16 protein-coding genes and 1 CRISPR repeat array are annotated in these 24,058 nt (G+C 61.9%); of the genes, 9 read left to right on the forward strand and 7 right to left on the reverse strand.

Translation table 11 applies throughout. From position 1 onward, the window contains the following. The first annotated feature begins 316 nt into the window (after window positions 1-316). The 6 genes from ACYQ12_RS18175 to ACYQ12_RS18200 all read left to right on the forward strand — a co-directional run bounded on the left by ACYQ12_RS18175 (window position 317) and on the right by ACYQ12_RS18200 (window position 7,280). Window positions 317-886, forward strand: a complete 570-nt coding sequence (locus tag ACYQ12_RS18175; protein WP_459874373.1) for a glycosyltransferase family 2 protein — start codon at window positions 317-319, stop codon at window positions 884-886. Between the two features lie 163 nt (window positions 887-1,049). Then, window positions 1,050-2,036, forward strand: coding sequence for a polysaccharide deacetylase family protein (locus ACYQ12_RS18180; protein ID WP_459874374.1), 987 nt, complete (start codon window positions 1,050-1,052; stop codon window positions 2,034-2,036). 273 nt (window positions 2,037-2,309) lie between these two features. Beyond that, window positions 2,310-4,169, forward strand: coding sequence for a translational GTPase TypA (gene typA, locus ACYQ12_RS18185; RefSeq protein WP_459874375.1), 1,860 nt, complete (start codon window positions 2,310-2,312; stop codon window positions 4,167-4,169). 213 nt (window positions 4,170-4,382) lie between these two features. Further along, complete coding sequence (gnd, locus tag ACYQ12_RS18190; RefSeq protein WP_459874376.1) at window positions 4,383-5,360, forward strand: phosphogluconate dehydrogenase (NAD(+)-dependent, decarboxylating); 978 nt, start codon at window positions 4,383-4,385, stop codon at window positions 5,358-5,360. Between the two features lie 349 nt (window positions 5,361-5,709). Continuing rightward, window positions 5,710-6,861 carry a non-hydrolyzing UDP-N-acetylglucosamine 2-epimerase gene (wecB, locus tag ACYQ12_RS18195; RefSeq protein WP_459874377.1) on the forward strand — a complete coding sequence of 384 codons (1,152 nt, stop codon included), beginning with the start codon at window positions 5,710-5,712 and terminating at the stop codon, window positions 6,859-6,861. 113 nt (window positions 6,862-6,974) lie between these two features. After that, complete coding sequence (locus ACYQ12_RS18200; protein ID WP_459874378.1) at window positions 6,975-7,280, forward strand: hypothetical protein; 306 nt, start codon at window positions 6,975-6,977, stop codon at window positions 7,278-7,280. Window positions 7,281-7,569: 289 nt separating this feature from the next. Here the strand turns inward: ACYQ12_RS18200 and ACYQ12_RS18205 are convergent, their stop codons facing one another. Next, on the reverse strand, window positions 7,570-8,475 hold the full coding sequence (locus ACYQ12_RS18205; RefSeq protein WP_459874379.1) for a sugar phosphate isomerase/epimerase family protein: 906 nt from the start codon (window positions 8,473-8,475) through the stop codon (window positions 7,570-7,572). Window positions 8,476-8,895: 420 nt separating this feature from the next. On the opposite strand from ACYQ12_RS18205, the gene ACYQ12_RS18210 reads away from it, so the two are divergent. Next, complete coding sequence (locus ACYQ12_RS18210; protein ID WP_459874380.1) at window positions 8,896-9,813, forward strand: hypothetical protein; 918 nt, start codon at window positions 8,896-8,898, stop codon at window positions 9,811-9,813. An 83-nt stretch (window positions 9,814-9,896) separates the two neighbouring features. Further along, window positions 9,897-14,519: a CRISPR direct-repeat array (repeat unit 28 nt; unit sequence TTTCTGAGCTGCCTGGGCGGCAGCGAAC). 130 nt (window positions 14,520-14,649) lie between these two features. Here the strand turns inward: ACYQ12_RS18210 and cas6f are convergent. The 4 genes from cas6f to csy1 are packed head-to-tail and all read right to left on the reverse strand — an operon-like array spanning window position 14,650 to window position 18,628. Then, window positions 14,650-15,219 (reverse strand): type I-F CRISPR-associated endoribonuclease Cas6/Csy4, encoded by a 570-nt coding sequence (cas6f, locus tag ACYQ12_RS18215; protein WP_459874381.1) that lies wholly within the window; start codon window positions 15,217-15,219, stop codon window positions 14,650-14,652. Window positions 15,220-15,222: 3 nt separating this feature from the next. Continuing rightward, entirely contained in the window at window positions 15,223-16,260 is a 1,038-nt protein-coding gene (csy3, locus tag ACYQ12_RS18220) for a type I-F CRISPR-associated protein Csy3 (RefSeq protein ID WP_459874382.1), read from the reverse strand. An 18-nt stretch (window positions 16,261-16,278) separates the two neighbouring features. Next, a complete protein-coding gene (gene csy2, locus ACYQ12_RS18225; RefSeq protein ID WP_459874383.1) occupies window positions 16,279-17,280 on the reverse strand; it encodes a type I-F CRISPR-associated protein Csy2 in 1,002 nt (333 codons plus the stop codon). Then, on the reverse strand, window positions 17,273-18,628 hold the full coding sequence (csy1, locus tag ACYQ12_RS18230) for a type I-F CRISPR-associated protein Csy1 (RefSeq protein ID WP_459874384.1): 1,356 nt from the start codon (window positions 18,626-18,628) through the stop codon (window positions 17,273-17,275). The genes csy2 and csy1 overlap by 8 nt, the downstream gene beginning before the upstream one ends. A 234-nt stretch (window positions 18,629-18,862) precedes the next feature. Between csy1 and ACYQ12_RS18235 the strand changes: the two genes are divergently transcribed. Both ACYQ12_RS18235 and ACYQ12_RS18240 read left to right on the forward strand, forming a co-directional pair. Then, the gene (locus ACYQ12_RS18235; RefSeq protein ID WP_459874386.1) at window positions 18,863-19,153 is read left to right on the forward strand and encodes a type II toxin-antitoxin system RelE/ParE family toxin; all 291 of its coding nucleotides are present in this window, start codon (window positions 18,863-18,865) and stop codon (window positions 19,151-19,153) included. A gap of 4 nt (window positions 19,154-19,157) precedes the next feature. Next, window positions 19,158-19,466 carry a HigA family addiction module antitoxin gene (locus ACYQ12_RS18240; RefSeq protein WP_459874387.1) on the forward strand — a complete coding sequence of 103 codons (309 nt, stop codon included), beginning with the start codon at window positions 19,158-19,160 and terminating at the stop codon, window positions 19,464-19,466. A gap of 16 nt (window positions 19,467-19,482) precedes the next feature. Here ACYQ12_RS18240 and cas3f read toward each other — a convergent pair whose 3' ends face one another. Both cas3f and cas1f read right to left on the reverse strand, forming a co-directional pair. Further along, window positions 19,483-22,875 carry a type I-F CRISPR-associated helicase Cas3f gene (gene cas3f / locus ACYQ12_RS18245; protein ID WP_459874388.1) on the reverse strand — a complete coding sequence of 1,131 codons (3,393 nt, stop codon included), beginning with the start codon at window positions 22,873-22,875 and terminating at the stop codon, window positions 19,483-19,485. Further along, on the reverse strand, window positions 22,872-23,852 hold the full coding sequence (gene cas1f, locus ACYQ12_RS18250; protein WP_459874389.1) for a type I-F CRISPR-associated endonuclease Cas1f: 981 nt from the start codon (window positions 23,850-23,852) through the stop codon (window positions 22,872-22,874). The genes cas3f and cas1f overlap by 4 nt, the downstream gene beginning before the upstream one ends. Window positions 23,853-24,058 lie beyond the last annotated feature (206 nt).

A 24,058-nucleotide genomic window follows, 5' to 3' on the forward strand; every position in this document is an offset into this window, starting at 1 on the left:
ATTATTAAAAGAATAAAAAATCAAAATTTTTGTCTAAGCCAGCACCAGCATAGCGCCGATCATGCTTCATTATGGTGCCATGGCTTACCTGCGCACATAAACGGTGCAAAAAAAACGCCATTGCACACTAATGGTGCACCCCGCGTCATCCTCGCCTCAGCAGTGCCTGCTATCGCTTCGTTTAACCGGTTAACACTCACACGAGCTAGAAAAATCAGTAATTTACGCGATTGCCACGCTTTGCAGCCCAAGACTACGATCCCCTTTCACTACGCAACGTTACCGCTACCGCTCATGGCTCATCATGTACAGTTTCGTGATCGATTCACGCCAGGCCTCGGACCACCTCGAGCGCTGTCTTGCCACGCTCGCCCAGGTGACGGCGCGTCATGTCGAGCCTATCGAGCGGCTGGTGCTCCTGGCTCATGACACGCCGGCAGCAAAAGAGATCGTCCAGCGGCAAGGCGCCTACATGGAGGTCGCCCAGCATCTGCCCCGAGGCGCCCGCCGCCACCGCGGAGCCCGGCTGACCCAGGGCGAGATTCTCGTATTTCTCGACGCCAGCTTTGCCGTCACCGAGGACTGGTGGGCCTCCCTGTATCAGGCGTTTGTACAACGCCGCGCCGACGCCGTGATCCTGACCCAGCATCCCCATCTGCGACTGCCGGGCCTGAGCCGGCGCTGGCGACGCTATCAATATGAGCGCGCGACGCGCACCGACCAGGCCAACCCCGGGGCCAACCTGGCAGTGCGCCGCGAATGGTTCGAGCGTCTGGGAGGTTATGACATGCATCTCGACGACACGGCCGATGCCGATTTCGCTTTGCGTCTGGTGCAGTGCCGGGCTCGGCTGATCCTCGTACCGGATCCGACATTGAAAAGCTGATGTTCGACGCATGGTGAGTTTCATCACTGCGCTCACTGGCCAAACGGGGCAGGCGCAGTATGCTTTCAGAAGCGCCCACGATACGCCACGACAGGATGTCGAGACATGGCAGGCGCTCGACCGACACGGCACGAGGCGTGGAGTATGCGCCAGGGAGGGAGTCATGCCGAATCTGTTTCATGCCCAGGATCTCGTTCAGCGCCTGCGCGGGCACTGGCGCAGGAGCCTGGCCGAACCGCTCTGGGGACGCAGCGCCATTCTGATGCTGCAGCGTGTCCTGCCCGACGAGGACCATGCACGCCTGCCGCACAATGCCCCCCACTGCCTGGGACCCGACAGCTTCCGTCAGTTGATCAAGAGCCTTGCGGAACATACGCATATCACCAGCCTGCGCCAGGCACGCCGACCGCATCGCGATCCCCTGCCCCGCATCGCCCTGACGTTCGACGGCGGCTGGCGTGACAGTGCCGAGGTCGCCGCCCCGATTCTCGACCACCTGGCACTGCCAGCCAGCATCTTTCTTTCCGCCGGTCAGTTCGATCGGCCCTGCGGCCCCTGGTGGGCGGTGATCGGGGATGCCTTGTGGGAACGCCACCGCCCCGAATGCGTGCGAGAGGCGCTGGGCGACGCCGGTCTGCCGCTCCCGCCCATGCCGGCGACCCTACCGGACAAGGCCTATAGTCGTACCCTGCATGGCTACCTGACGCTGCTGCGCCAGGCACCGCCCCGACAGTTGCATGACGCCGCCCGAGCGTTACATGCCCAGCTCGACTTGCCGCCCCATGCGCTGGACGCCTTCAGCATCCGGCGTCTGGAGGCGGACGGGCTGATTCGCTTCGGCGCCCACGCCGCGCTGGCCTCGCTCGAGGCGCTCGATGACGCCGGGCTCCGCCGCCGGGTTCGCGAGTCCCGGCGCGAACTCGCCGTGCTGTGTCGCGACCCTCTGCCGACCCTCGCCTTCGCCGATGGCGCCCCGTCGCCCCGCATGCAGCGCATCGCCCAGGAATGCGGCATCGCAGAGGCCCTGAGCAGCGACATCGGCTGGCTGTCGCATCGCGATGCTCCGCTGGCGCTGCCGCGCATTCCCATCTCGCAACCGATCGCCCACAGTCCCGGTCGCCTCTACGACTGGTTGATCGGGCATCTCTGATCCGACAGCACCCGCGGCGCAGGCAGAAGAATCCCCAGGTATAGGCAAGGCCGCAATGTGTGGTAGAATGCCGGCCTTTAATTCCCCGCCTCCGGCAGACATCTCGTTATCCTGACGAAAGCCCTCATGTCAGCTTTGGGGTAACGTCCTGATAACGCAGCGCTTGTCCATTTTCGCGAAGCTCATCCCCACGCCGAGACAGGTGCACGGCTAGGGGCCTTATTCGCCAACCCGCGCCGTCAGTGGTGGCAGCCGTCATGGCCCGCCCCTATAATGCGCCCAATTTTCCAGCAGGATCCCGTCGTGATCGAGAATCTTCGTAACATCGCTATCATCGCCCACGTCGACCATGGCAAGACCACCCTGGTCGACAAACTCCTGAGCCAGTCCGGCACGCTGGACCGCAAGACCGAAGGTCAGGAGCGCATCATGGACTCCAATGACCAGGAAAAGGAACGCGGCATCACCATCCTGGCCAAGAACACGGCGATCCGCTGGCAGTCTCCCGAGACGAACAGGGACTACCACATCAACATCGTCGACACGCCTGGGCACGCCGACTTCGGTGGCGAGGTCGAGCGCGTCATGTCGATGGTCGACTCCGTACTGCTGCTGGTCGACGCCGTCGACGGCCCGATGCCGCAGACCCGCTTCGTGACCCAGAAGGCGTTCGCCCAGGGCCTGAAGCCGATCGTCGTGGTCAACAAGGTCGACCGCCCCGGCGCGCGCCCCGACTGGGTCGTCGACCAGATCTTCGATCTGTTCGACAACCTCGGCGCCACCGACGAGCAACTCGACTTCCCGATCATCTACTGCTCGGCGCTCAACGGCATCGCCGGCATGGATCCGGATGACATGGCCGACAACATGAACCCCATGTTCCAGGCCATCGTCGATATCGTCGAGCCGCCCAATGTCGAACTCGACGGTCCGTTCCAGATGCAGATCTCGGCACTGGACTACAACAGCTACGTCGGCGTCATCGGCCTGGGCCGCATCAAGCGCGGCGCGGTGCGCCCCAACCAGCAGGTCACCGTGGTCGACGTCGACGGTACCACCCGCAAGGGCAAGGTCGGTCAGGTCATGACCCACCTGGGCCTCGAGCGTGTGCAGACCGAGCAGGCTACCGCCGGCGACATCGTCTGCATCACCGGTATCGACGACCTGGGCATCTCCGACACCATTTGCGATCCGGCCGCGGTCGAGGCGCTGCCGCCGCTGTCGGTCGACGAGCCCACCGTGTCGATGACCTTCCAGGTCAACGATTCGCCGTTTGCCGGCCGTGACGGCAAGTACGTCACCAGCCGCAACATCAAGGATCGTCTCGATCAGGAACTGATCCACAACGTCGCGCTGCGCGTCGAGCAAGGCGAGTCGCCCGAGAAGTTCAAGGTCTCCGGACGCGGCGAGCTGCACCTCTCGGTGCTGATCGAAACCATGCGTCGCGAAGGTTTCGAGCTGGCCGTGGGCCGTCCCGAGGTCATCATCAAGGAGATCAACGGCGTCAAGCAGGAGCCTTACGAAGAGGTCATCATCGACGTCGAGGAGCAGCACCAGGGCGCCGTGATGGAAGAGCTCGGCTACCGCAAGGGCGAGCTGACCAACATGAACCCCGACGGCAAGGGCCGTGTGCGCCTGGACTTCATCATCCCCGCGCGCGGACTGATCGGCTTCCGTGGCCAGTTCCTGACCCTGACCTCCGGCACCGGCATCCTCACCAGCCGCTTCGATCACTACGGCCCGCTCAAGCCCGACGCCGCCATCGAGCGTCGTAACGGCGTGCTGGTGTCGATGGTTCCCGGCAAGGCGCTGGCCTATGCGCTCTACGCCCTGCAGGATCGCGGCAAGCTGATCATCGATCACGGCACCGAGGTCTACGAAGGCATGCTGGTGGGCATCAACAACCGTGCCAACGACATGGTGGTCAACCCCACCAAGGGCAAGAAGCTCGACAACATGCGCGCCTCGGGCAATGACGAGAACATCGTCCTGACCCCGCCGGTCAGGTTCTCGCTGGAGCAGGCCATCGAGTTCCTCGACGACGACGAACTGGTCGAGATCACGCCCAACCACATCCGCCTGCGCAAGAAGCATCTCACCGAGAACGAGCGCAAGCGCGCCAGCAAGAGCTGATCCCGGCGCTTGCCCTCAGCCTTATCCAGCCCGCCTCACGGCGGGCTTTTTCTTGGCAAGCGCCTATTGACGCGCTCTTTCCTGACACGCATTCAAGCGCGGCCTGGCGCTGCCGCCTCCCGAGAGATGCGCAATAAAGCCGGGCGGCGACGTAGCGTACAATAGGCCGCCATGACGAACACCTGACACCACGGACAACCCGGGAGACAGCACATGCAACTTGGCATCATCGGACTGGGCCGAATGGGCGGCAACATCGCCCGCAGACTGATCAACCACGGACATGACATCGTCGTGTACGATCACAATGCCGATGCCATCGAGGCGCTGGCCGCAGAAGGCGCCGAGCCGGCAGCCGACCTCGAAGCCATGATCCAGCAACTGGCCACACCACGAGTGCTGTGGGTCATGCTGCCGGCCGGCAACCCGACCGAACAGACCGTCGAGCTTCTGGGTCAGCGGCTGGAGCCGGGCGACATCATCATCGACGGGGGCAACACCTACTACAAGGACGACCTGCGCCGTGCCAGGACGCTGGCCGAGCGGCAGATCCGTTATCTCGACGTGGGCACATCCGGCGGAGTGTGGGGCCTGGAGCGCGGCTACTGCATGATGATCGGCGGCGACAAGGAGACCGTCGACTATCTCGATCCACTCTTCGATGCCCTGGCGCCCGGCTACGGCAGCATCGAACGCACCCAGGGCCGTGACGCTCCCGACGAGCGTGCCGAACGTGGCTACATCCATGCCGGCCCGGCGGGTGCAGGCCACTTCGTGAAGATGGTCCACAACGGCATCGAATACGGCATGATGCAGGCCTACGCCGAAGGCTTCGACATCCTCAAGATGCGCGGCTCGGAAAACGTTCCCGAAGAGGAGCGCCTGCAGCTCGATCTCGCCGATATCGCCGAAGTCTGGCGGCGCGGCAGCGTCGTGTCCTCCTGGCTGCTCGATCTCACGGCTCAGGCACTGGCCCAGGATGTCCAGCTCTCCCGGTTCAGCGGCTTCGTCTCCGATAGCGGTGAAGGCCGCTGGACCATCGAAGCCGCCATCGAAGAAGCCGTTCCTGCGCCGGTGCTGACCTCCGCCCTGTATGCCCGATTCCGTTCACGCCAGAAGGCGACCTACGGCGACCGGCTGCTGTCGGCCATGCGCTTCGGCTTCGGTGGCCATGTCGAAATCCCTCAGTAAGGCCTCGTGAACGGGTCTCGTCAGCCCGTTTCGGATCGTTGCACTGCAACGAGACCTCCCACCCACGGGGCGGTATGCCGGCTGCGTTGACGGCACGCCGCCCCGTGGGCGATATCAGACTATATTAATGACAACGTATTAGATGAATTTCAGCATCATCCTCTGATTGACGCCGAATAAATCCTACTAGCTTGAGGAAGAGAACCATCTGGCTTCGTGCCCTTTCTGCGTCAGACTGATAACGCAAGGATCAAATAAATTACATAAATAAACGTAAGCACTCTGGCCCTTACGCTCGCACGTTTACGCAAGCGCCAGAATCGGGACATCAATGAGGGAGATCAAGGGAATGGCTGCTTTCAGAATCATGCTGACTTTCGGCTCACGCGTCGAAGCCATCAAGACCGCGCCGCTCATCCACGCGTTGCGTCAGCACCCCCATATCGAGGCCCGCGTCTTTGCCGTCGGCCAGCAGCAGGAAATGCTCGACCACGTTCTGGAGCCGTTCGATCTCGAGACGGAGCACCACCTGACGCTACCCCGTCCGGCCCAGTCGCTCAATCAGCACACGGCATCGCTGCTGCCCCGTCTCGACGAGGTCCTCATCGACGAAGCGCCGGACATGGTGATGGTCCATGGCGACTCGCCCAACTGTCTGGTCACGACACTGGCGGCCTTCCATCGTCAGATTCCGGTGGCGCATCTGGAAGCCGGCGTGCCGACCGGGCCCGCCAACCGCTCACGCCCGGAAGAGGCCAACCGGCGACTGGCAAGAAGCCTGGCCACGGTGCACTTCGCGCCGACCGCCGCGGCCCGTGACGCACTGATCAATGAAGGCACCCAACCGGAGCGGATCGTACTTACCGGCAACATCCTCAGCGACGCCCTGCTGTGGGCACGCCAGTGCCTGCGCAACAATCACTGGCAGCCGCCGGAGTCCTCCGCCCTGGCCGCGCGCCGCCCGGTCGGTGGCCCTCTGCTGCTGGTCAACACGCCGCGTTGCAGCTTCGACGAGGGCACGATGCAGCTTTGCCAGACCCTGGCCCACCTGGCGGATCGCCATCCCGAGCTGCGTATCGCCTATCCCGTGCCGCTGAATTCCGACGTCCGCGGTCCGATATTCCAGCACCTCGCCGGTCGCGCCAACGTACAGCTGCTGCCCCCACTGGATTACGCGGAATTCGTCTACCTGCTGGACCGGGCCACGCTGATTCTCTCGGACAGCGATACTCTGCACGAGGAAACGCCCTCACTGGGCAAGCCGCTGCTGGTGCTGCCCAATATCCCCGAGCCGCAGGTCATCGATAACACTCCGCTGCAGCAGATCGAAGACGATCGCGAACGTGCCATCGCCGAAGTGGAATATCTGCTCAGCGACCAGAGCGCCTATCAGCAACTGGCCCAGAGCCGCGACTTCCAGAGCGACGGCAAGGCCTACGAACGCATCGTCAGCTGTCTGGAGAAATGGACCCAGCCGCAGCTCAAGAGACAGACCGCTTGAAGCGTGCGGCGCGCATTCATCGTTGCTGATGGACGGTCCGATCAGCAGCGTTATCAATCCGTTGCGTCTATGCTGTAAGACAAACTCACGGGAAACGTGCGACAGGAGCCAGCATGCATCGCAATATCGAATGGGACACGCCCGGGCAGGCCAGCGTCAGCCAGCATTACTCTCACGAAAAGAACTATGACACCACGCCTTACCCGGGCTTGATCCTATCGGCCCGCCATCAGGGCAAGATCGCCCGAATCAAGGTGGAAGCGTACAAGGAAGGCGTCAGCATCGGCGAAGTGGTCGCACTGATCGACCCGCACAGCGGCGAGCGTCTCAAGCAGCACGGCAAGCTTGAACTCGGCGACACCGTGCGTCTGCCGGATGACAAACGCTCCTTCGAGCCGCAGGAACCGGACGACGACTGACCCGTGCCGGCCAAGCGCGCATGAGCGGCAAATTGCAGGATGAGAACGGCCAGGCTCCGACGGGGTCAATGAACTCAAGCAGTATGCCTCCGACACGCTGCCCAAGCTGAAAGAGCACCTGCAGATGTGCAGCAGCAGCTCGCCAGCGGCCAGTAAGCTGCAGTCTCTGAGGCGACTTGCCGGTAGCACTTGACGATATAGCGTCCCCATGACCGCACCTCGACGGGTGCGGCTTCTTCATGTCTATCCACGCCTTCACGGTCACGCCGTCGCACCTTCGAACGGCTGTTCAGGCCAATTGCGGGTTGGCCACGAAACGCCCCCGGCATGCCTTGAGATGCTCGAGCGCACCGACCTGACCGCTCATCTCGAGCGCATCCCGGTAGACCGGATCATGCCAGCCCTCGATCTCGATCGTGCCGCGATAGCCGTTCAGCCACAGCGCCTCGAGGATGCGCCGCCAGTCGCTGTCGCCCAGCCCGGGGAAACGATGGAAGGCGAACGTCTCGCGACCATGGATGCCGTGAGTGCGGATCACATCCCAGTTCACCTGAGCATCCTTGCCATGCACGTGAAAGATTTTCGGTGTCCATTGCCGCAGCTGCGCGACCGGATCGATGAGATAGAACCACTGGTGCGCCGGCTCCCATTCGAGCCCCAGATTGTCGTCGGGCAGCTCGTTGAACATCAGTTCCCAGGCCGCCGGGTTGTGGGCGATGTTCCAGTCACCGCGCTGCCAGCCACCATGCATCGGGCAGTTCTCGAAGGCGATCCGCACCCCCTTGTCCGCCGCGCGGCTTGCCAGCTCGCCCCATACCGTCCGGAACCTCGGCAGGCTCGCCTCGATGGGCTGGTCACGCAGCCGTCCGGTAAAGGCCGAGACGATATCCGTGCCGAACAGGTGCGCCTGGTCGATCAGCCTCCCCAGCCCGGCCAGGGTTTGGCGGTCCTGTTCATCGTCTTCGAGCGGATTGCCGTAGAGACCCAGCGCACTGATACGCATCCCGGCGGCCTCGGTCGCTTCGTGGAGCTCATCCGCCAGGCGCGGCAGATCGGCACTCCCCAGTGTGCGGAAGAAGAACGGCTGAATGCTCTCGAAACCGTGCTCCGCGAGCCGCTGCACATAGCCCTTGGGATCCGGCGTCTCGGCCTTGACCATCGTGCCGATACGCAGATCCATCGCCGGCGTGTTCATGTCGCCTCCCCATGTCCTCGCCATCCAACGGACGGCCCGCGCTGCTAGCGCGACACCCCGGTATGATGCGCCTGCGTTACCCGTGGAGGCTCCGGCCCGGCGCAGCCCGATAGCCAGACGCCCAGCATCGCCAGCCCGAGAATCGGCAACAGCGCTCTCCTCGTAGATGCTCCGTGGACTCTCATGTCATCTCTCCAGCTTGTCTCGCCGCTTTCGCCACGCCTCATGCACCACCGCCACTGACCGCTGAGGCACGGCCCCATTTCATCCTCGTCCAGGTTCGCCGGCTTCGCCACCCCTCTCCCGGCGGGCTGAACCGGGATCTGCGCCACGACTTGCCCGGCCGATGCCGTCTCACCGGTTACACACCCCTTTCTCTGGTCTAGCCTGACAGGAGAAGCAGACGCCAGGGGAACGATTATGCAACGCCAACACATCGCCACGGCTTGCCTGATGATGACCACTGCCGCATGCTCCTTTGCGGCATTCGCCCAGTCAGACGGCCCTCAACAGGACGTCATTGCCAACACGCTTACCGGCGGCGTCGGCAGTTTCACGCCTGCCGGCTCCGGTCGCGCGCACTTTCAGGGCGCGATCGGCATCAGCACCAGCGATTACTTCCGCGGCGCCTACCGTAACGTGGAAGAAGATCTCGATCAGATCGCCTTCACCACCGGCCTGAGCACGACCATCGAACTGATGCGCGGCAACCAGGGGCCGATTTCGGACCTCAGCCTGAGCCTGGGCACCGCCAACAACTTCGCCAGCGACAGCGAGCGCCCCGCGCTCGACGACGACGGCCATTGGTACAAGAGCAACTGGTTCGCCGGGCTTGCCGGTCGCCTGGGTACCGACTGGCTGGGCAGCCTTACCTATACGGCCTATACCGTGCCGGCGGACGACGACAGCGACGCCAGCCACGAAGTGGCCATCGCCACGCAATATGCCGGCGACAATCGGGTCGGCAGCCTGAATCCGCAATTCGAGCTGGCCGCCCCCTTCGCCAACCACGACGCTCACGGCGTCTTCGCCTCCGCCAGCCTCTCGCCGCAGACCGAGCTCGGCGGCGCCCGCCCGGTCACGCTCACCTTTCCCCTGGAGATCGGCATGGGCTTCGACGATTACTATGGCGCTGGCAGCGGCTCGGCCGGCTACGCACACGTCGGCGTCTCGGCCAGCACCCCGCTGGACTTCGTCCCCTCCCGCTATGGCAACTGGCATGTCGTCGGCCAGGTGGATGTCCTCGCGCGTGATCATGACCTGCGCGCCACTGAACCCGACTTCGCCAGAGACACCGTCGTGCCCAGCGCGACCGTATCGCTGACCATGACGTATTGAGGGAAGCGGCAGCAGCGCTGCCGCATTCCTATTGCCTGGGCGGCAGCGAACAATTCCCGAAGCCGTAACGCATCCCGAGAGACTTTCTGAGCTGCCTGGGCGGCAGCGAACCGCCGCGCATTTCGCGACCGGCCACGTTGAACTTTCTGAGCTGCCTGGGCGGCAGCGAACCCGAAGTGCGCCGCATGCCTGGGCGGCAGCGAACCCCTCACCGGCGAACGTGAAGCCGGCATCTATTTTCTGAGCTGCCTGGGCGGCAGCGAACGACGTAACGGTGGGTTTTCAGTCGTCGAGTCATTTCTGAGCTGCCTGGGCGGCAGCGAACGCCCAATGCACGGTCACCACGCGCGGCGGGTCTTTCTGAGCTGCCTGGGCGGCAGCGAACCTCGCCGATGCCGGTGGTGTCGATGCCGATATTTTCTGAGCTGCCTGGGCGGCAGCGAACACTCGGGCTTTGTTGGATTCCCATGCCCGTATTTTCTGAGCTGCCTGGGCGGCAGCGAACAAAAGCGTGGATGTGCGGGCGATTGGGAATACTTTCTGAGCTGCCTGGGCGGCAGCGAACTCGTTCAACCTCGCAGGCGAAGCGATGGGGCATTTCTGAGCTGCCTGGGCGGCAGCGAACTTGAACGCGAGCGCGTACTGCGCCCAGTGCGTTTTCTGAGCTGCCTGGGCGGCAGCGAACGTGGTGATCGAGGAATTGGCCGACGTGTCATCTTTCTGAGCTGCCTGGGCGGCAGCGAACGCAGCGAGCGTGGTCGGCATCCAGCCGTAGACTTTCTGAGCTGCCTGGGCGGCAGCGAACCCGGAGCCACCGCCACGCTGCGCCTGCCGATCTTTCTGAGCTGCCTGGGCGGCAGCGAACCGATATGCAGATCCATCGTAGCCAGTGAGCTATTTCTGAGCTGCCTGGGCGGCAGCGAACAACGTGCATGGCTCACTCTCGAGCCGCTACGTTTTCTGAGCTGCCTGGGCGGCAGCGAACTTTCAGCAGACTGCTAGCATGGAGAGCTGTATTTTCTGAGCTGCCTGGGCGGCAGCGAACAACCTGATCATCCCCTCCAAGCGGGACACTGATTTCTGAGCTGCCTGGGCGGCAGCGAACGCCGCCCGTGGCGCTGCCTGGAGAGCCGCTAATTTCTGAGCTGCCTGGGCGGCAGCGAACCTCGCGCCGCTGTTGATCTGCATGCCGCCCAGTTTCTGAGCTGCCTGGGCGGCAGCGAACATGGATATCGTCCTTTACGCTCGCTTCATCCTTTTCTGAGCTGCCTGGGCGGCAGCGAACCACTGCCGCCGTATCGAAATGGGCCAAACAGATTTCTGAGCTGCCTGGGCGGCAGCGAACGTGACGCTGAAAGATGGCGAGGTTTGGGATGATTTCTGAGCTGCCTGGGCGGCAGCGAACGTGATCGATGTCATATACCGGCTTCGCAATATTTTCTGAGCTGCCTGGGCGGCAGCGAACACGGAGGCGTCGAAGTGCAGGTGTCTTGGCCATTTCTGAGCTGCCTGGGCGGCAGCGAACACTCGAAGAGCGCGGCTATCAGATCAGCGTCTTTTCTGAGCTGCCTGGGCGGCAGCGAACATTGCATCATGACTACTCAACGTACCGACCTTTTTCTGAGCTGCCTGGGCGGCAGCGAATTCAGCGCACAACGAAAGGGATGGAAGTTGTTATTTCTGAGCTGCCTGGGCGGCAGCGAACATGTCGGTGATTACATATTGCTCGCCCTCTATTTTCTGAGCTGCCTGGGCGGCAGCGAACGTTTCCCCGGGTGTTGCGGCAGATGTTCAGCATTTCTGAGCTGCCTGGGCGGCAGCGAACAACCGGTAATCACCACGGTATGTTCTCCGACATTTCTGAGCTGCCTGGGCGGCAGCGAACATGCAGCTCAGCACGAAGTGCGAGACTGCGATTTTCTGAGCTGCCTGGGCGGCAGCGAACGGCGACTGCTGGAAGGGGAGCTGGCCCTTAAATTTCTGAGCTGCCTGGGCGGCAGCGAACGGGTTTGTTACTGGCTGTACGGCCCCGATGAATTTCTGAGCTGCCTGGGCGGCAGCGAACCTGGCCGGGAGGGAGTTGAAGGCCTACATCAATTTCTGAGCTGCCTGGGCGGCAGCGAACGTTTCAGCCAGAGCAGTTTATCGGCACTGAGCTTTCTGAGCTGCCTGGGCGGCAGCGAACGGGTCCATGGCGTGCCCCTTATTTCAGGATCATTTCTGAGCTGCCTGGGCGGCAGCGAACTCCGCGAACGTACTGCCCAGCAACGCCTATTTTTTCTGAGCTGCCTGGGCGGCAGCGAACCAACCCGATGCTGCAGGACGTCAACATCGGCTTTTCTGAGCTGCCTGGGCGGCAGCGAACTAATCCTTGGCAAGCAGCGCAATGGGCCTACATTTCTGAGCTGCCTGGGCGGCAGCGAACCGATGACCTACACCGCTGAGGTGCAGCATATCTTTCTGAGCTGCCTGGGCGGCAGCGAACTCATGGGAACTCTCGATAGCAGTCAAGCAAAATTTCTGAGCTGCCTGGGCGGCAGCGAACGGCAACTCAAGATCATGGCCGCGACTCTTGAGTTTCTGAGCTGCCTGGGCGGCAGCGAACCGCTCGAGGCGGTTGCCGGCTTGGATAACAGCTTTCTGAGCTGCCTGGGCGGCAGCGAACGACCCTGCTCATGCCCTACGACTTCCCCGCATTTTCTGAGCTGCCTGGGCGGCAGCGAACAGAGTAGCTGGATCAGGCTAGTACAACCGACATTTCTGAGCTGCCTGGGCGGCAGCGAACAGCGCCGCCGAGGAATACGGATTCACTGGGAATTTCTGAGCTGCCTGGGCGGCAGCGAACTTTTTGCTTGAGCGCCTGGCCCAATTTGAGCATTTCTGAGCTGCCTGGGCGGCAGCGAACAATCTTCAGGTCATAGTCGTTCTGCAGCCGCTTTTCTGAGCTGCCTGGGCGGCAGCGAACAGCTGGCGGCGCTGTCGGTGCGGGCGGAGGGATTTCTGAGCTGCCTGGGCGGCAGCGAACTTGACCGTCGGCGAGAACCGCTACCTGACGCTTTTCTGAGCTGCCTGGGCGGCAGCGAACGGCACAACGCATTGCACAAGGAGGCATGCCATTTTCTGAGCTGCCTGGGCGGCAGCGAACCCTTGATCCAGCCGGCGGGGTCGCCTGCCACGTTTCTGAGCTGCCTGGGCGGCAGCGAACAATGCTTCCTTATTCTGGGGCACGAATTGCTATTTCTGAGCTGCCTGGGCGGCAGCGAACTGGACCGCTGACAGACAGCATTGATGATCTGAGTTTCTGAGCTGCCTGGGCGGCAGCGAACGGTAACGGTATAGAACATGCCGACGTGCCCCATTTCTGAGCTGCCTGGGCGGCAGCGAACGTTTTCGGCTTTGGTACGCTCGAAAATCACCCTTTCTGAGCTGCCTGGGCGGCAGCGAACTTACAGCTTGCCCAGGCGGGCATGCTGGATCTTTTCTGAGCTGCCTGGGCGGCAGCGAACATACGCGCCCAGCCCTTCGCAGAGATCGTCGATTTCTGAGCTGCCTGGGCGGCAGCGAACATCGCGCCGGACGGAGCGCAGCGTCAGCAGGCTTTCTGAGCTGCCTGGGCGGCAGCGAACATGCAGTGCTTGGCATCCTGATTAAGCCGCTTTTTCTGAGCTGCCTGGGCGGCAGCGAACTCTGATCTCAATGGAAAAGCAGGGCCGGGTGATTTCTGAGCTGCCTGGGCGGCAGCGAACCGCGGGGCCGATACTGGTGTCCCAGCTTACGATTTCTGAGCTGCCTGGGCGGCAGCGAACCAAGTATTCCTCGCTGTTTCCGAAGGCCACTGTTTCTGAGCTGCCTGGGCGGCAGCGAACCACGAGAACCTTAGCAAACCTGAAATTTCCCATTTCTGAGCTGCCTGGGCGGCAGCGAACCTGCCTGGGCGAGTATCACGGGTATTTTCAGCTTTCTGAGCTGCCTGGGCGGCAGCGAACCACTCGATGGCGTAGCGTTCCGATCGGATAGCTTTCTGAGCTGCCTGGGCGGCAGCGAACGGGCTGAAGTATGGCTTCCGGTCGGGACTTGATTTCTGAGCTGCCTGGGCGGCAGCGAACCGCGCAGTGGATGATGATGTGATCAACGTCACTTTCTGAGCTGCCTGGGCGGCAGCGAACGAGGCGTGGGCCGATTCTTCAAGGGTGTCCTGTTTCTGAGCTGCCTGGGCGGCAGCGAACATGACCAGGCTTACCAAGGAGAAGGGCTCCCTTTTCTGAGCTGCCTGGGCGGCAGCGAACCTCGCCATCAAGGGGGCACCGCCACTCGAACTTTTCTGAGCTGCCTGGGCGGCAGCGAACGATGCCATGGCAGCACGGGTGCCTTTCTTCCTTTTCTGAGCTGCCTGGGCGGCAGCGAACTGTCTTTCGTAGCATCCCCGTGATCGACCGCATTTCTGAGCTGCCTGGGCGGCAGCGAACCATGGCCCGCTGAACCTGCGGCGGCGCGTCAATTTCTGAGCTGCCTGGGCGGCAGCGAACCGTCTGCGAGAGGAACTCATCGGAGGCGTTCATTTCTGAGCTGCCTGGGCGGCAGCGAACCACCTTCGCCGGGGAGGCCACCACCAAAGCGTTTTCTGAGCTGCCTGGGCGGCAGCGAACTTCCGGCAACGCGTGGCCTCGTCACTGGCAGCTTTCTGAGCTGCCTGGGCGGCAGCGAACTAGAGCGTATTTACGTTAAAGGTCTGATTGTTAAAGAGCAATGCTGTTATAGAGCAACGCCTCCCTTTTCAGAGAGGCGTTGCTAACTCCTTGTTTTTCTACGGCCTATAAAAGCGCCTGAAAAAAAGGGTCAGAACCAGGGGATGGTGGCTTCGCTGCTCAGCCCGTAATGATTGAAATGCCCTGGAGCCGACTGCAATTGCGGTTGGCCATGTTCGATGAACAGGGCAAATCGCTGTCCGCTGGAGCGGCTATTGAGCTGGATGAAAGGGAGAGCGATGCGCTTCTCGGCACTCTCTGCAAACAACGCCTGAGCTTCTTCCACAGTGATGTCATGCCGCCGGGCATAACGTTTCACCTGACTGGCATTGCCCGTCTTGAACTGCCGACGCCTGACCACTCGGTGGCGAACACTCCCCGGCACCGGCTGAATGCCATCGATCTGCACGAGTTCGCGCATGCCGGCCTGCCAGGGTTGTTCCATCAGCTGCTCAAGCCGCGCCTGCTGGCCATGCAGGCGTAGCCGATCACCCGGTGTGCGCGCACGCATACCAATCTTGTGATCGGGCAGACTGATGCCGATATCATCGATATCCAGATCGAACAGGGCCCGGTGCAACTTGCCGTAGAGCGCGCCCATCAACATGGCCGGTGGAAATTCCGGATCGGGGCGCAGGCGAATGTCAATGTAGTGATCCATGTCTTACCCCGCATCACCAAAGACACCACCACGAATCAGGATGGCCATCACGAAGTGCTGATCTTCAGTGGATGGGGCCTGGTCCTTGAGCAGCCAGTTATCCAGCAGGTTGTAGAAATCCTTCTTCTGCTTCGGCTGGCGATAGGCGGCGCCCTGCGTAGTGACGGAGCCGTAGGGTTCGACAGCAATCGGCCCCAAATCGCTACCATCTTCCGGTGCCGGGTACCAGGTATCGATGGTGCGCAGGGCGTTGCCGATCTTCTGCGAGTGAATGGCGGCGTTCTTGTCGTCACCGATGCTGTAGAGCGTCTTGCTCTTGTCGCCACGGGCACGATCCAGAATCAGCTCCTGCGACGGAAATACTTCCTGCCCGGCTCCCACCCGTGCGAAGGCGACGACATCCAGCAACAGATACTGCTCGCCGGCCAGGGCCAGAGCAATGAGATCACCCAGTTCGCGGGTCTGCTCGTTGCCATGAAAATCACGTGTCGAATGACCGAGCGCATCGAATGTCCACTGCTGCGCGGCCTCGCCCTCTTTCATCTGACTGACCGTGACCTCAACCTGCTCGGCGCCGATGCGGTTACGCCAGAGAAAGCGACCGTTGGCGAGGTTGCAAGCATAGCGGTGGGCCAGCTCGCCGAACCCGTGCTCACTGGCATAGCCTTTGACCGTCTGTTTCAGCTTCTGCTGGTACTCCGCGCTGTTGCAGGCCGAGGGCGTACCGGCGCCAGCCAGTACACGCAGCGTGAAGCGTACCGAGAGCGTGTCGGCATCATGGGGTAAAGAAGCTATATCAACCAGTTGTGGATTGGGTGACTCGACCTTCATGTTTTGCTTTAACGCATCTTTCTCTTCCTTTCCTTTAAGGCGGTGTGACGCAGTTCCCCTGACAGCTTTCTCGCGAACTGGCACGGCAGGCCATTGATCATACCGGTCTCGTTCCCCCCAGGCTCCGGCGCCGAACAAAGCATCGGAGGGATCGAGCTTGCGCTCGAAGGCAAGGACGGAAGCGGTTTTCAAAGCATCATTCTTGGCCATGTTTATTCTCCTTGATGGTCACTCTTCGTCGAATTGCGTCTGGGCGTAGCCATTAACGAGGCGATAGACACCTCGCTCGAGATCGTTTTCCACGACCCACATCAGATCGTCGGGTTTTTGGATGCGATGAGGGCTGACCCACTCGCCGACGGAATGGAGACTTTCCACGAACTGAAACGGCACGCTCGGGTCGCGCGCGTTGGCAACCTCGCCGGGCTTGTACAGATCGGAGATAGCGCCGTAGCCGACCGGAATCGGCACCAGCCAGCCGGGATAAGGGCGGCGGACTTCCCAATGCACCGTCTCCTTCTCCTTGCCGTCTTCATCCTTGCACTTCTCGACTCGGCACTCATGATTGAGGCGCGACAGATCAAGCCAGGCGTCGAGTGCAGTGGCGTTTTCGTTATCCGCCTGGAGCGTGGCGGTATGCTCGGTAAGGCGGTCGTCGCGCAGGACCAGGGCAAAGCCGGGAAGCAAACGGCGCTTGAGTCGCCGAAACTGACGACTACGCTCCTCGGCGCTCTCGTCCAGCGCGATCAATTCGGGGTGATGGCGCTTTTGACCAGGCAGTGGTGGCATCACGCTGCCGCCGGCGATGCGCATGCCGCGTACGATCTCGTCGATCTCACGCGCTGTACGGGAGCGCATTTCATGGCTGACGACGCAGGCGCTGTCCAGCACCTCGACGTTCACTATCAGCGTGAGATCGAGATGGGCGCGGCCTTCCTCGACGATGGCGGCGGTACTACCACTCTTGTCGACGGGGTTACGGGTCAGATGAAAGGTGCGGGGCCGATAGAGATGATTGGGACCGCCGGGCGTGGCCTGGGGTACGAAGTCGTGGCAGACCACCCCTACGCCGGAAAAGGCTAGCTCAACATGCTCGGGTAGCTGACGCTCTAATGCGTGGATCAATCCGATAAAGGCACTCATCGCCGGGAAGCCCCAAGTCATCGGACTGGATATGGCGTTGGCGTTCTGGACGCGCAGATGTGGCAGGATCAGTAGGTGATCAATCATGCGTGCCGTCTCCCAGTTTGTCGTCTGCATCGTCACCAAGGCAGTCCTGCAGGTCATCCAGCTGGCGACGGAAGCTTTCCATCAGCGCTGCGGTTTGCCGTACCCAATGGTCATATTCCGTATCGCCAAGATTCAGGCGACTGTGCTGAGACAGGACGTAGTTCAGCCATTGCGCAAATTGCGCGCATATCTCGACGGGCCAGTTAGCGGCGCGGCGTGCCTGGCGGAAATTGTCGTCCAGTTCGGCGCGCCCCGGATCAAGCCAGTACTGTTGGAAGATATCCAACCGACAATCGTTATCATGCGTCCAACCGGGCGGCAGGCGGTGCATCTCCAGCATGAACAGCACCAGTTCGTCGGCTAGCATGGCCGCCAGATCGTCACGCAGGTCGCGGGTCTGATAGTTGCGCTCAGGATCGCTTTCCAGAAAGTGCTTGAGGTCTGAGATGATCTGGCGCACCGGCGCCCGCCGCGCAAAACGTCGAAAAACGGAGTCGGTGCGCAGCGGCGCACGCACATCGCGGGAGACCCAGGCTGGCGGCAGCGAGGCGAGCAGATAGTTCTGGCCGCCGCGTTCACTGTTGAGCTGGGAGATGTTTTGCGGCTTGGTACCGCCCAGCTTCTGCACGGCGAGGTTGGGGTAGTCGCAGTAGCCGTCGGTCGAATAAGCCTTGTTCTTCCGCGCTTGGCGGGCCTGCTTGCCGATATCGCCAAAACGGTCCGTGCTGATGGCCTGAAAAATGTGCTGCGCCAGCGAGGTGGCGTAGAGCGGAGCCAGCAGCAGGTAGTGGTCATCATCTGTCGGGTCCGTGCCATTCAGCCAGTACAGCTGCTTGGCCCGGGTATGAGAAGTGGCGTTGCCGCGCGACTGGGTGATGGCAGCGAAGGCGCGGATCCACTCGATCGCCTGGGCGCGATCATCACTGAGCGCCTGCATCAGCGTTTCATCTTTTGCCAGCGCCCGCTCAAGTAGCGGTTGCCCTTCGTATTCGAGCCGCAGGAACTTATAGACATCCAGTGCCGCAGCGTTGCCCACCACATCGCCTTGAAAATCATCTGGCAGAACATGACTGCCGACTAGCGTGCGTGTCGGTAATACGTTGGGCGGAGCGTAAAGATTGGTGCCCTTGGCATCGGGATGGATAGGCTTGAGCGAGTGAGTGACGACCTGAAGCTGGGCTACACGGCGTGCGGCGTCACCGATCCAGTTAGTGCGCCGGAATTGCTCGACGGTCGCCGCGTATTTTGGGTCATCAGGAGCGAGTTTTTCGAGACGGGCGCTGCATCGCTCCTGCAAGAACTCATCGATCAGCCGCCGAAGGGCTGAGAAGTGTATGTCTGTTGTCATGGACTCTCTGCCTTCAGTTGGGTAATAATATCCATTGTACTCTTATGAATCTTCATCACCGGATCGGCTATTCTAAACTATACTTGCAATTAAACTAATCTGCTGTAAGGCAGCTAAGAAAATTGTGCTCTTGATGCTGGAGCCTTACCGCTGCCGAACAGGCAGCTTTACCCTACCCAGCTAGTTTCCCCGCTATACCGTATGGCGGTATAGCGCTACACTAGGAATAGCTAGATGATTGATTCCTTCAGGGACTCCTGGCTTTACGAGTTCCACGTGAATGGCACCATCCATCGTGCTATTCCGTCGGATCTCGAAGCCGCTCTGCTGCGCAAGCTTGATATTCTGGATTTCGCCAACAGCGAAGCCGATCTGCGTGTGCCGCCGGGTAATCGGTTCGAGCATCTGAAGGGATCGCTGAAAGGCTGGTGCTCCATTAGAGTCAATCGGCAGTACCGACTGATCTTTGAATGGGACGGCCAGCGGGCGCATAACGTTTACCTCGACCCGCATACCTATCGGTGACGTCATGATGCAGACCCAGCGCAAACCGACCTCGGTCGGCGACATGCTGAAATACGAATTTCTAGAACCGTTCGGGCTGACCCAGACCGCGCTGGCACGCGCTATGGGCGTACAGCCGCGGCTGGTCAACGAGCTGTGTCGCAATCGCCGCGTCATTACGGCAGATACAGCGCTAATGCTCTCCCGGGTGTTCGGTAACTCGGCGCAGTTCTGGCTCAACCTGCAGCAGAAAAACGATCTCTGGGACGTCATGCATGATGAGCGGCGCCGTGCACGAGTCGAAAAGGCGGGTCCGCCCCCTGAAATGGCCTGAACGTTAGGCAGCGCCATCAGCGCCTCACGAATCCCAGCGCAGGATGAAAACTCCAGCCCCGCATGTCATCGCGTAATCGAACGGTGCCGAAACGCTCGGCGCAGCGCATCAGGCTCATGTTCATGTCACTCGCCTGGGCGACCAGCGCATCCATGTAATCCGGCTCGTTCCACGGCGTGATTCGCGCATTGTCGATTGCCTCGTCCGTCAAGCGCGTGCAGCGTGTGTTGCCAGGGGTATAGGCGGTGATCTCTCCACGCTCGGTGTTGGCCTCCCAGAAGCCGTAGTCCTCTTCGCTTTCGTCGGGGAGTAATGCCAGTTCCACGTAGGTGGCCGGATCGAAGCGAAACGGCTGCTGCTGCGAAAGCACACCAGAAAGCGTAATCCGCGGCACAACGTGCCAGCTGTATGCGCCCAGCCGAAAAGTGGAAAGGCCGGCCGCTTGGCCCTTGGCGCGCTTGCGCTCACGTTTCGACAGCTTGGCGGGATCGGCCTCCGGTACGGGTGCAGCCTCCGGTGTCTTGGCAACCATCAGCGCCGCCAGCCGTGCATGTTCCAGATCCACCAGCTTCTCGCCGGGTAACAGCGGATCGGGTGCCAATAATCGCGGGCGGGCGTCGATGGTCTCGGATTCCTCCGGCCTGAGCAGTGTTTCCAGTCGGTGATGCTGCAGCCGCCAACGGTTGTCGCTCTCGAAGCCCGGCTTGCAGAAGGCGGCCTCGCCATGACGCTCGAGATGGCGGGCATTGGTGTCCAGCAGCGCAATGTTGGGCGCGGTGACCGACTCCGAGCGGTGGCGCCTCACGCGGCCGGCAAGCTGGATGATCGAGCGCATCGAGGAGGGCTCGACCACGGCCCAGTCGTAGTCGTGGTCGCGACCTACCTCGGTCACGGGCGAGCCCAGCACGATGAACAGCTGCTCCGGCTCGGCGGCGCGTTCCAGTCGGTGGCGGATATCGGGCAGGTCTAATACCGCCAGTTCATGGCTGCGATTGAGGGTGCGATCCAGCCGTTCCTCGATACGCGAACGCAGCAGCAGCGGAAACTGCGAGTGGTAGGCGCAGAGATGAATACGGCAACCATCCGGGATGTCAGCCCGGTAGAGCGCCAGTGCCACTTCGACCAGTGGTTCGATATTGGCCATGCGGATCAGCCCGAAACTGACCCGTTTGTCGGTATGGGGGTCGATCGTATGATGCACGGCGTGCAGCGCCAGCGCTTGCTCGAGCATCGTCTGCGCCAGTGCCGAGCGGACGATCTCGGGCTTCGGGCTCGATGCGGAAACGGGCACCAGTCGAGCCAGCCTTCGAGGTGACGCGTCGGCCAGCCTGGCAGTGCGCCTGCGGGCAAAGGTGTCATGGGCGGCATCGAATGCATTGCTATCGACGCAGTCGACATGCTGACGATCATGTTCATCGAACCAGGCGCAGCAAACATTGACGGGCTGTCCCGGTTCGCCGCGATTGCGCTGAAACTGACGGCGCCCCTCGCGGTAAGCATCGAACAAGCCGCGTACCAGGGCCGGGGGCAGCGTGGCGGAAGAGAGCAGCACACGCGAGCCGAGCATGCCGGTCCAATGCACCAGGCGGGTCAGCGCCGGCAGGTCGTCGATGTCGAAATCGTCCGGCTCGTCGAGCACCAGGTCGCCGCTCATCAGGCGCAGCATCGGCGCTATCTGATGGCCGCCGCGCAGGCTTTCGGTGGCTGGCACCAGATGATCGATGGTGCAGACCAGGATCGGGGCGCTGATCAGTGCCTTGACGTTGGGGTTGGCCACCGCCTTGGCGAGCAACGGGTGATCGTCGAAACGACCTTCGAAATGCACATGGCCTTGCTCTTCGAATAGCGATTCTCGGGATGCCGACCCGCTGGCTTCGGCCCGGGACTGCTGATGCTCGAACAGGGCGCGACTGGCACTGCCGCCCACGCGTACGGCGAGATCGTCGCTGCCGAGCCCGAGGCGTTCGCGATAGGCCTGTCCGGTCTGCAGGGTCAGGGTGCGCAATCCGAGCGCGATCGAGAAGCGTGCGCCCTGTTCGGGATCGGCCAGGGCATACAGGATGCGGCCGTTGGCGAGCGTCTTGCCGCAACCGGTCGACGCCATGTTGATGCCAAAGAAACCCTGCTCTCGCGATTTGCCGCGCAGCCCGGTGGCGAGATCGAAGGCGCGGTCCTGCCAGCGAAAGCGTGGATTCTGGCTGCGTTTCTTGAAGCCCTTGTGGCGTGCGATGCGCGGCAGCGCCTCGACCATGTCCGGTAGCCGGTGAGTGATCTCGCCCACGCCACGGGTCACGCCCAGCAGATGCTCATCGAGCGGCTGGCAGAACTGTCGTTTGCCATGCTCGAAAACGGTGTTGGCGTAAAGCTGCCTCGACCAGTCGCCCTTCAGGCGGCCTGCATCGGTGAGGCCGGAATAGTGATGGTCGGAAAGCATCAGGGCCATGCGGGCCAAATGCATCACGAAGGGATTGTCCAGCGGTGGTTCCGTAGGCTTTTTCATCAACTCCAGCAGCTGACGGGCAAGGCGCTGGCTGCGTGCTCGCCAGGCATCCGAGGTAACCGGCAAGCCATACGAGAAGCGCCACCAGGGCGCTAGATCGGCTGCAGCATCTTCGGGTGGTCGTTCGTTCCAGTTGGCGGTAAAGGCTTCGGGCAGCCGCGGCAGGCTGCCCGCATTGAGATGGCCGCGAGCGCCGACCCGCTTTTGCTTTCCATCGCGGTCATCAAAGGCGGGCATCGCCGGCAAGCGGTGGTGGCTCAGGATCAGCCAGCCGATGGCCGCCGCTATCGGCGGCAGACTCGTGAACGGCGCGTCGCTATCTTTCAGTGAATCCAGCCCATCACGCTTGAGCCGCTCCAGCCAGCAGGCATCGTCGCCTGCCGTCGGGGCCAGAAGCCGGTTGAGCCACTGTGTGTCGGGGTCATTGCCGACGAAAGCCTGCAGCAGGCGTAGCGAAACCCATTCGTGGCGATAGAGGTTGCGCCCTTCCAGCTTGCCGGCAAGCCGCCACTGAAAAGCCTGCGTGGCCTTACCCAAGTCGTGGAACAGCGCGGCCAGCGAGGCGAGCAGGTGAATCAGCTGGCCGCTGTGCCAATCGTTCTCATCCTCCGCGCGCAGAATATTGCGCCGAGTGGTGTTGGTCGGCGTAGCGCCGCGAGCGTTGAATTGCGAAGCGTCCCCTACGACCCACAACAACTCGCTGTGATCGTGACCCCGGATCCAGTGGCAGGCGATCGCCGTATTCTTGCGTGCCTTGCTGCGCAGCAGCTTCCTGAGCGTGTCGAGCCCAGCCTTGGTGATGGAGGTCTGCCAGGTACGTTCGCCACGGCGCTCGGCGAACTGATCGAGAATCCGCCGCGTTTCCTTCAGGGCGTTCTTGTGGCACTGCGAGACGATCAATATGTTCATTGGCTGGCCTCGAAGGCGAGCCGTTCGGCCACGCTTTTCAAGGTGTCGATCATGGTATCGAGCGCTTCCACGCGAGTGAGACGCTCGATGCAGGCCTGGCGGAACTCCTGCTCTTCATCGCCACGGCTGGCAGAAATGAACGCCTGCGGCAGGATCACGGCGTCCTTGATCAGGTCGGCGACATCGAACACCAGCCCGCCGCGACGAGTCTTGCCATGCAGTACGGCGAGCCCGTGCGGCAGGCCCATCACCCAGGTCGCCGTCGCACCAAGGCCATAGGCGAGATAGTTGCCATGATCGAGGAAGCGATTGGCGGGATCGGCGCCGCTGCCGTTCTTGGCACGCGAGAAGTCGCCGTACTCGCTGGCCTGGCTTGCCAAACGGAAAAGCTGCTTGGTGAGACGTGCCTCTTCGGTGAGCAGCGCCGTGGTGTCCGGCGCCTGCGCGATGGCGTCACGGCTGCGCTTCAACAATCCGCTCAGCTCGGCAGCGCTCGGCGTGAAACCACTGTCGCGCTGGAAGCGCCCCTCCAACCAGTGGCGTTCGACCTGTTCGAGCCGCGCCCGCTGAAAACTGCGCGCCGCCTCCAGGCGGAGTGCATCATCGAACCAGAAGCGTACCCACTGCTGCAGATATTCGGTAGGCCGGTACTCGCTTTGTGGGTTGAACCAGGCGACCTCGACATCGACCTCGTTGGCGGAGAACAACGGCGTGCCGCCTCCGCCGCAGAAGCCGACCAACACACCGGCCTTGGCCAGCTCGCGCATCGCTGCCTGGGTGATCGAGGTACCAGTGCCCAGCAGTAGCGAGGTAGTGTTGGCGATGGGGATGTTCCAGTACTTCGAGCGCTTGCCCTCATCGGTGACGTACTCGACACGTCCACCATTGACCAGCACTCGGCAGTGTTGGAGGTAGTACAGATTCGCCCGCTTCGAGTGCAGGATCGTTTTCAGGTCGGAAGGTGACAGATCGTCCATGGCGTCCTCGGCGAAGCAGCTTTGGTTAACCGTTTTTGCATATAAGCAAATTAAGCTACCTACTGCTACCGAAGAGAAACATTATCTCTTGGTCGGCGCTGGGCGATGAATGAGGAAGGCAGGCGTGAAGTCTTCATACCTGGACGACACGGGAGCACATCGTACGGCTTGCGCCGCTGCCCCCAAGAAAACTGCAAGAAAAGATG

It is taken from the genome of Halomonas shantousis, assembly GCF_054654615.1.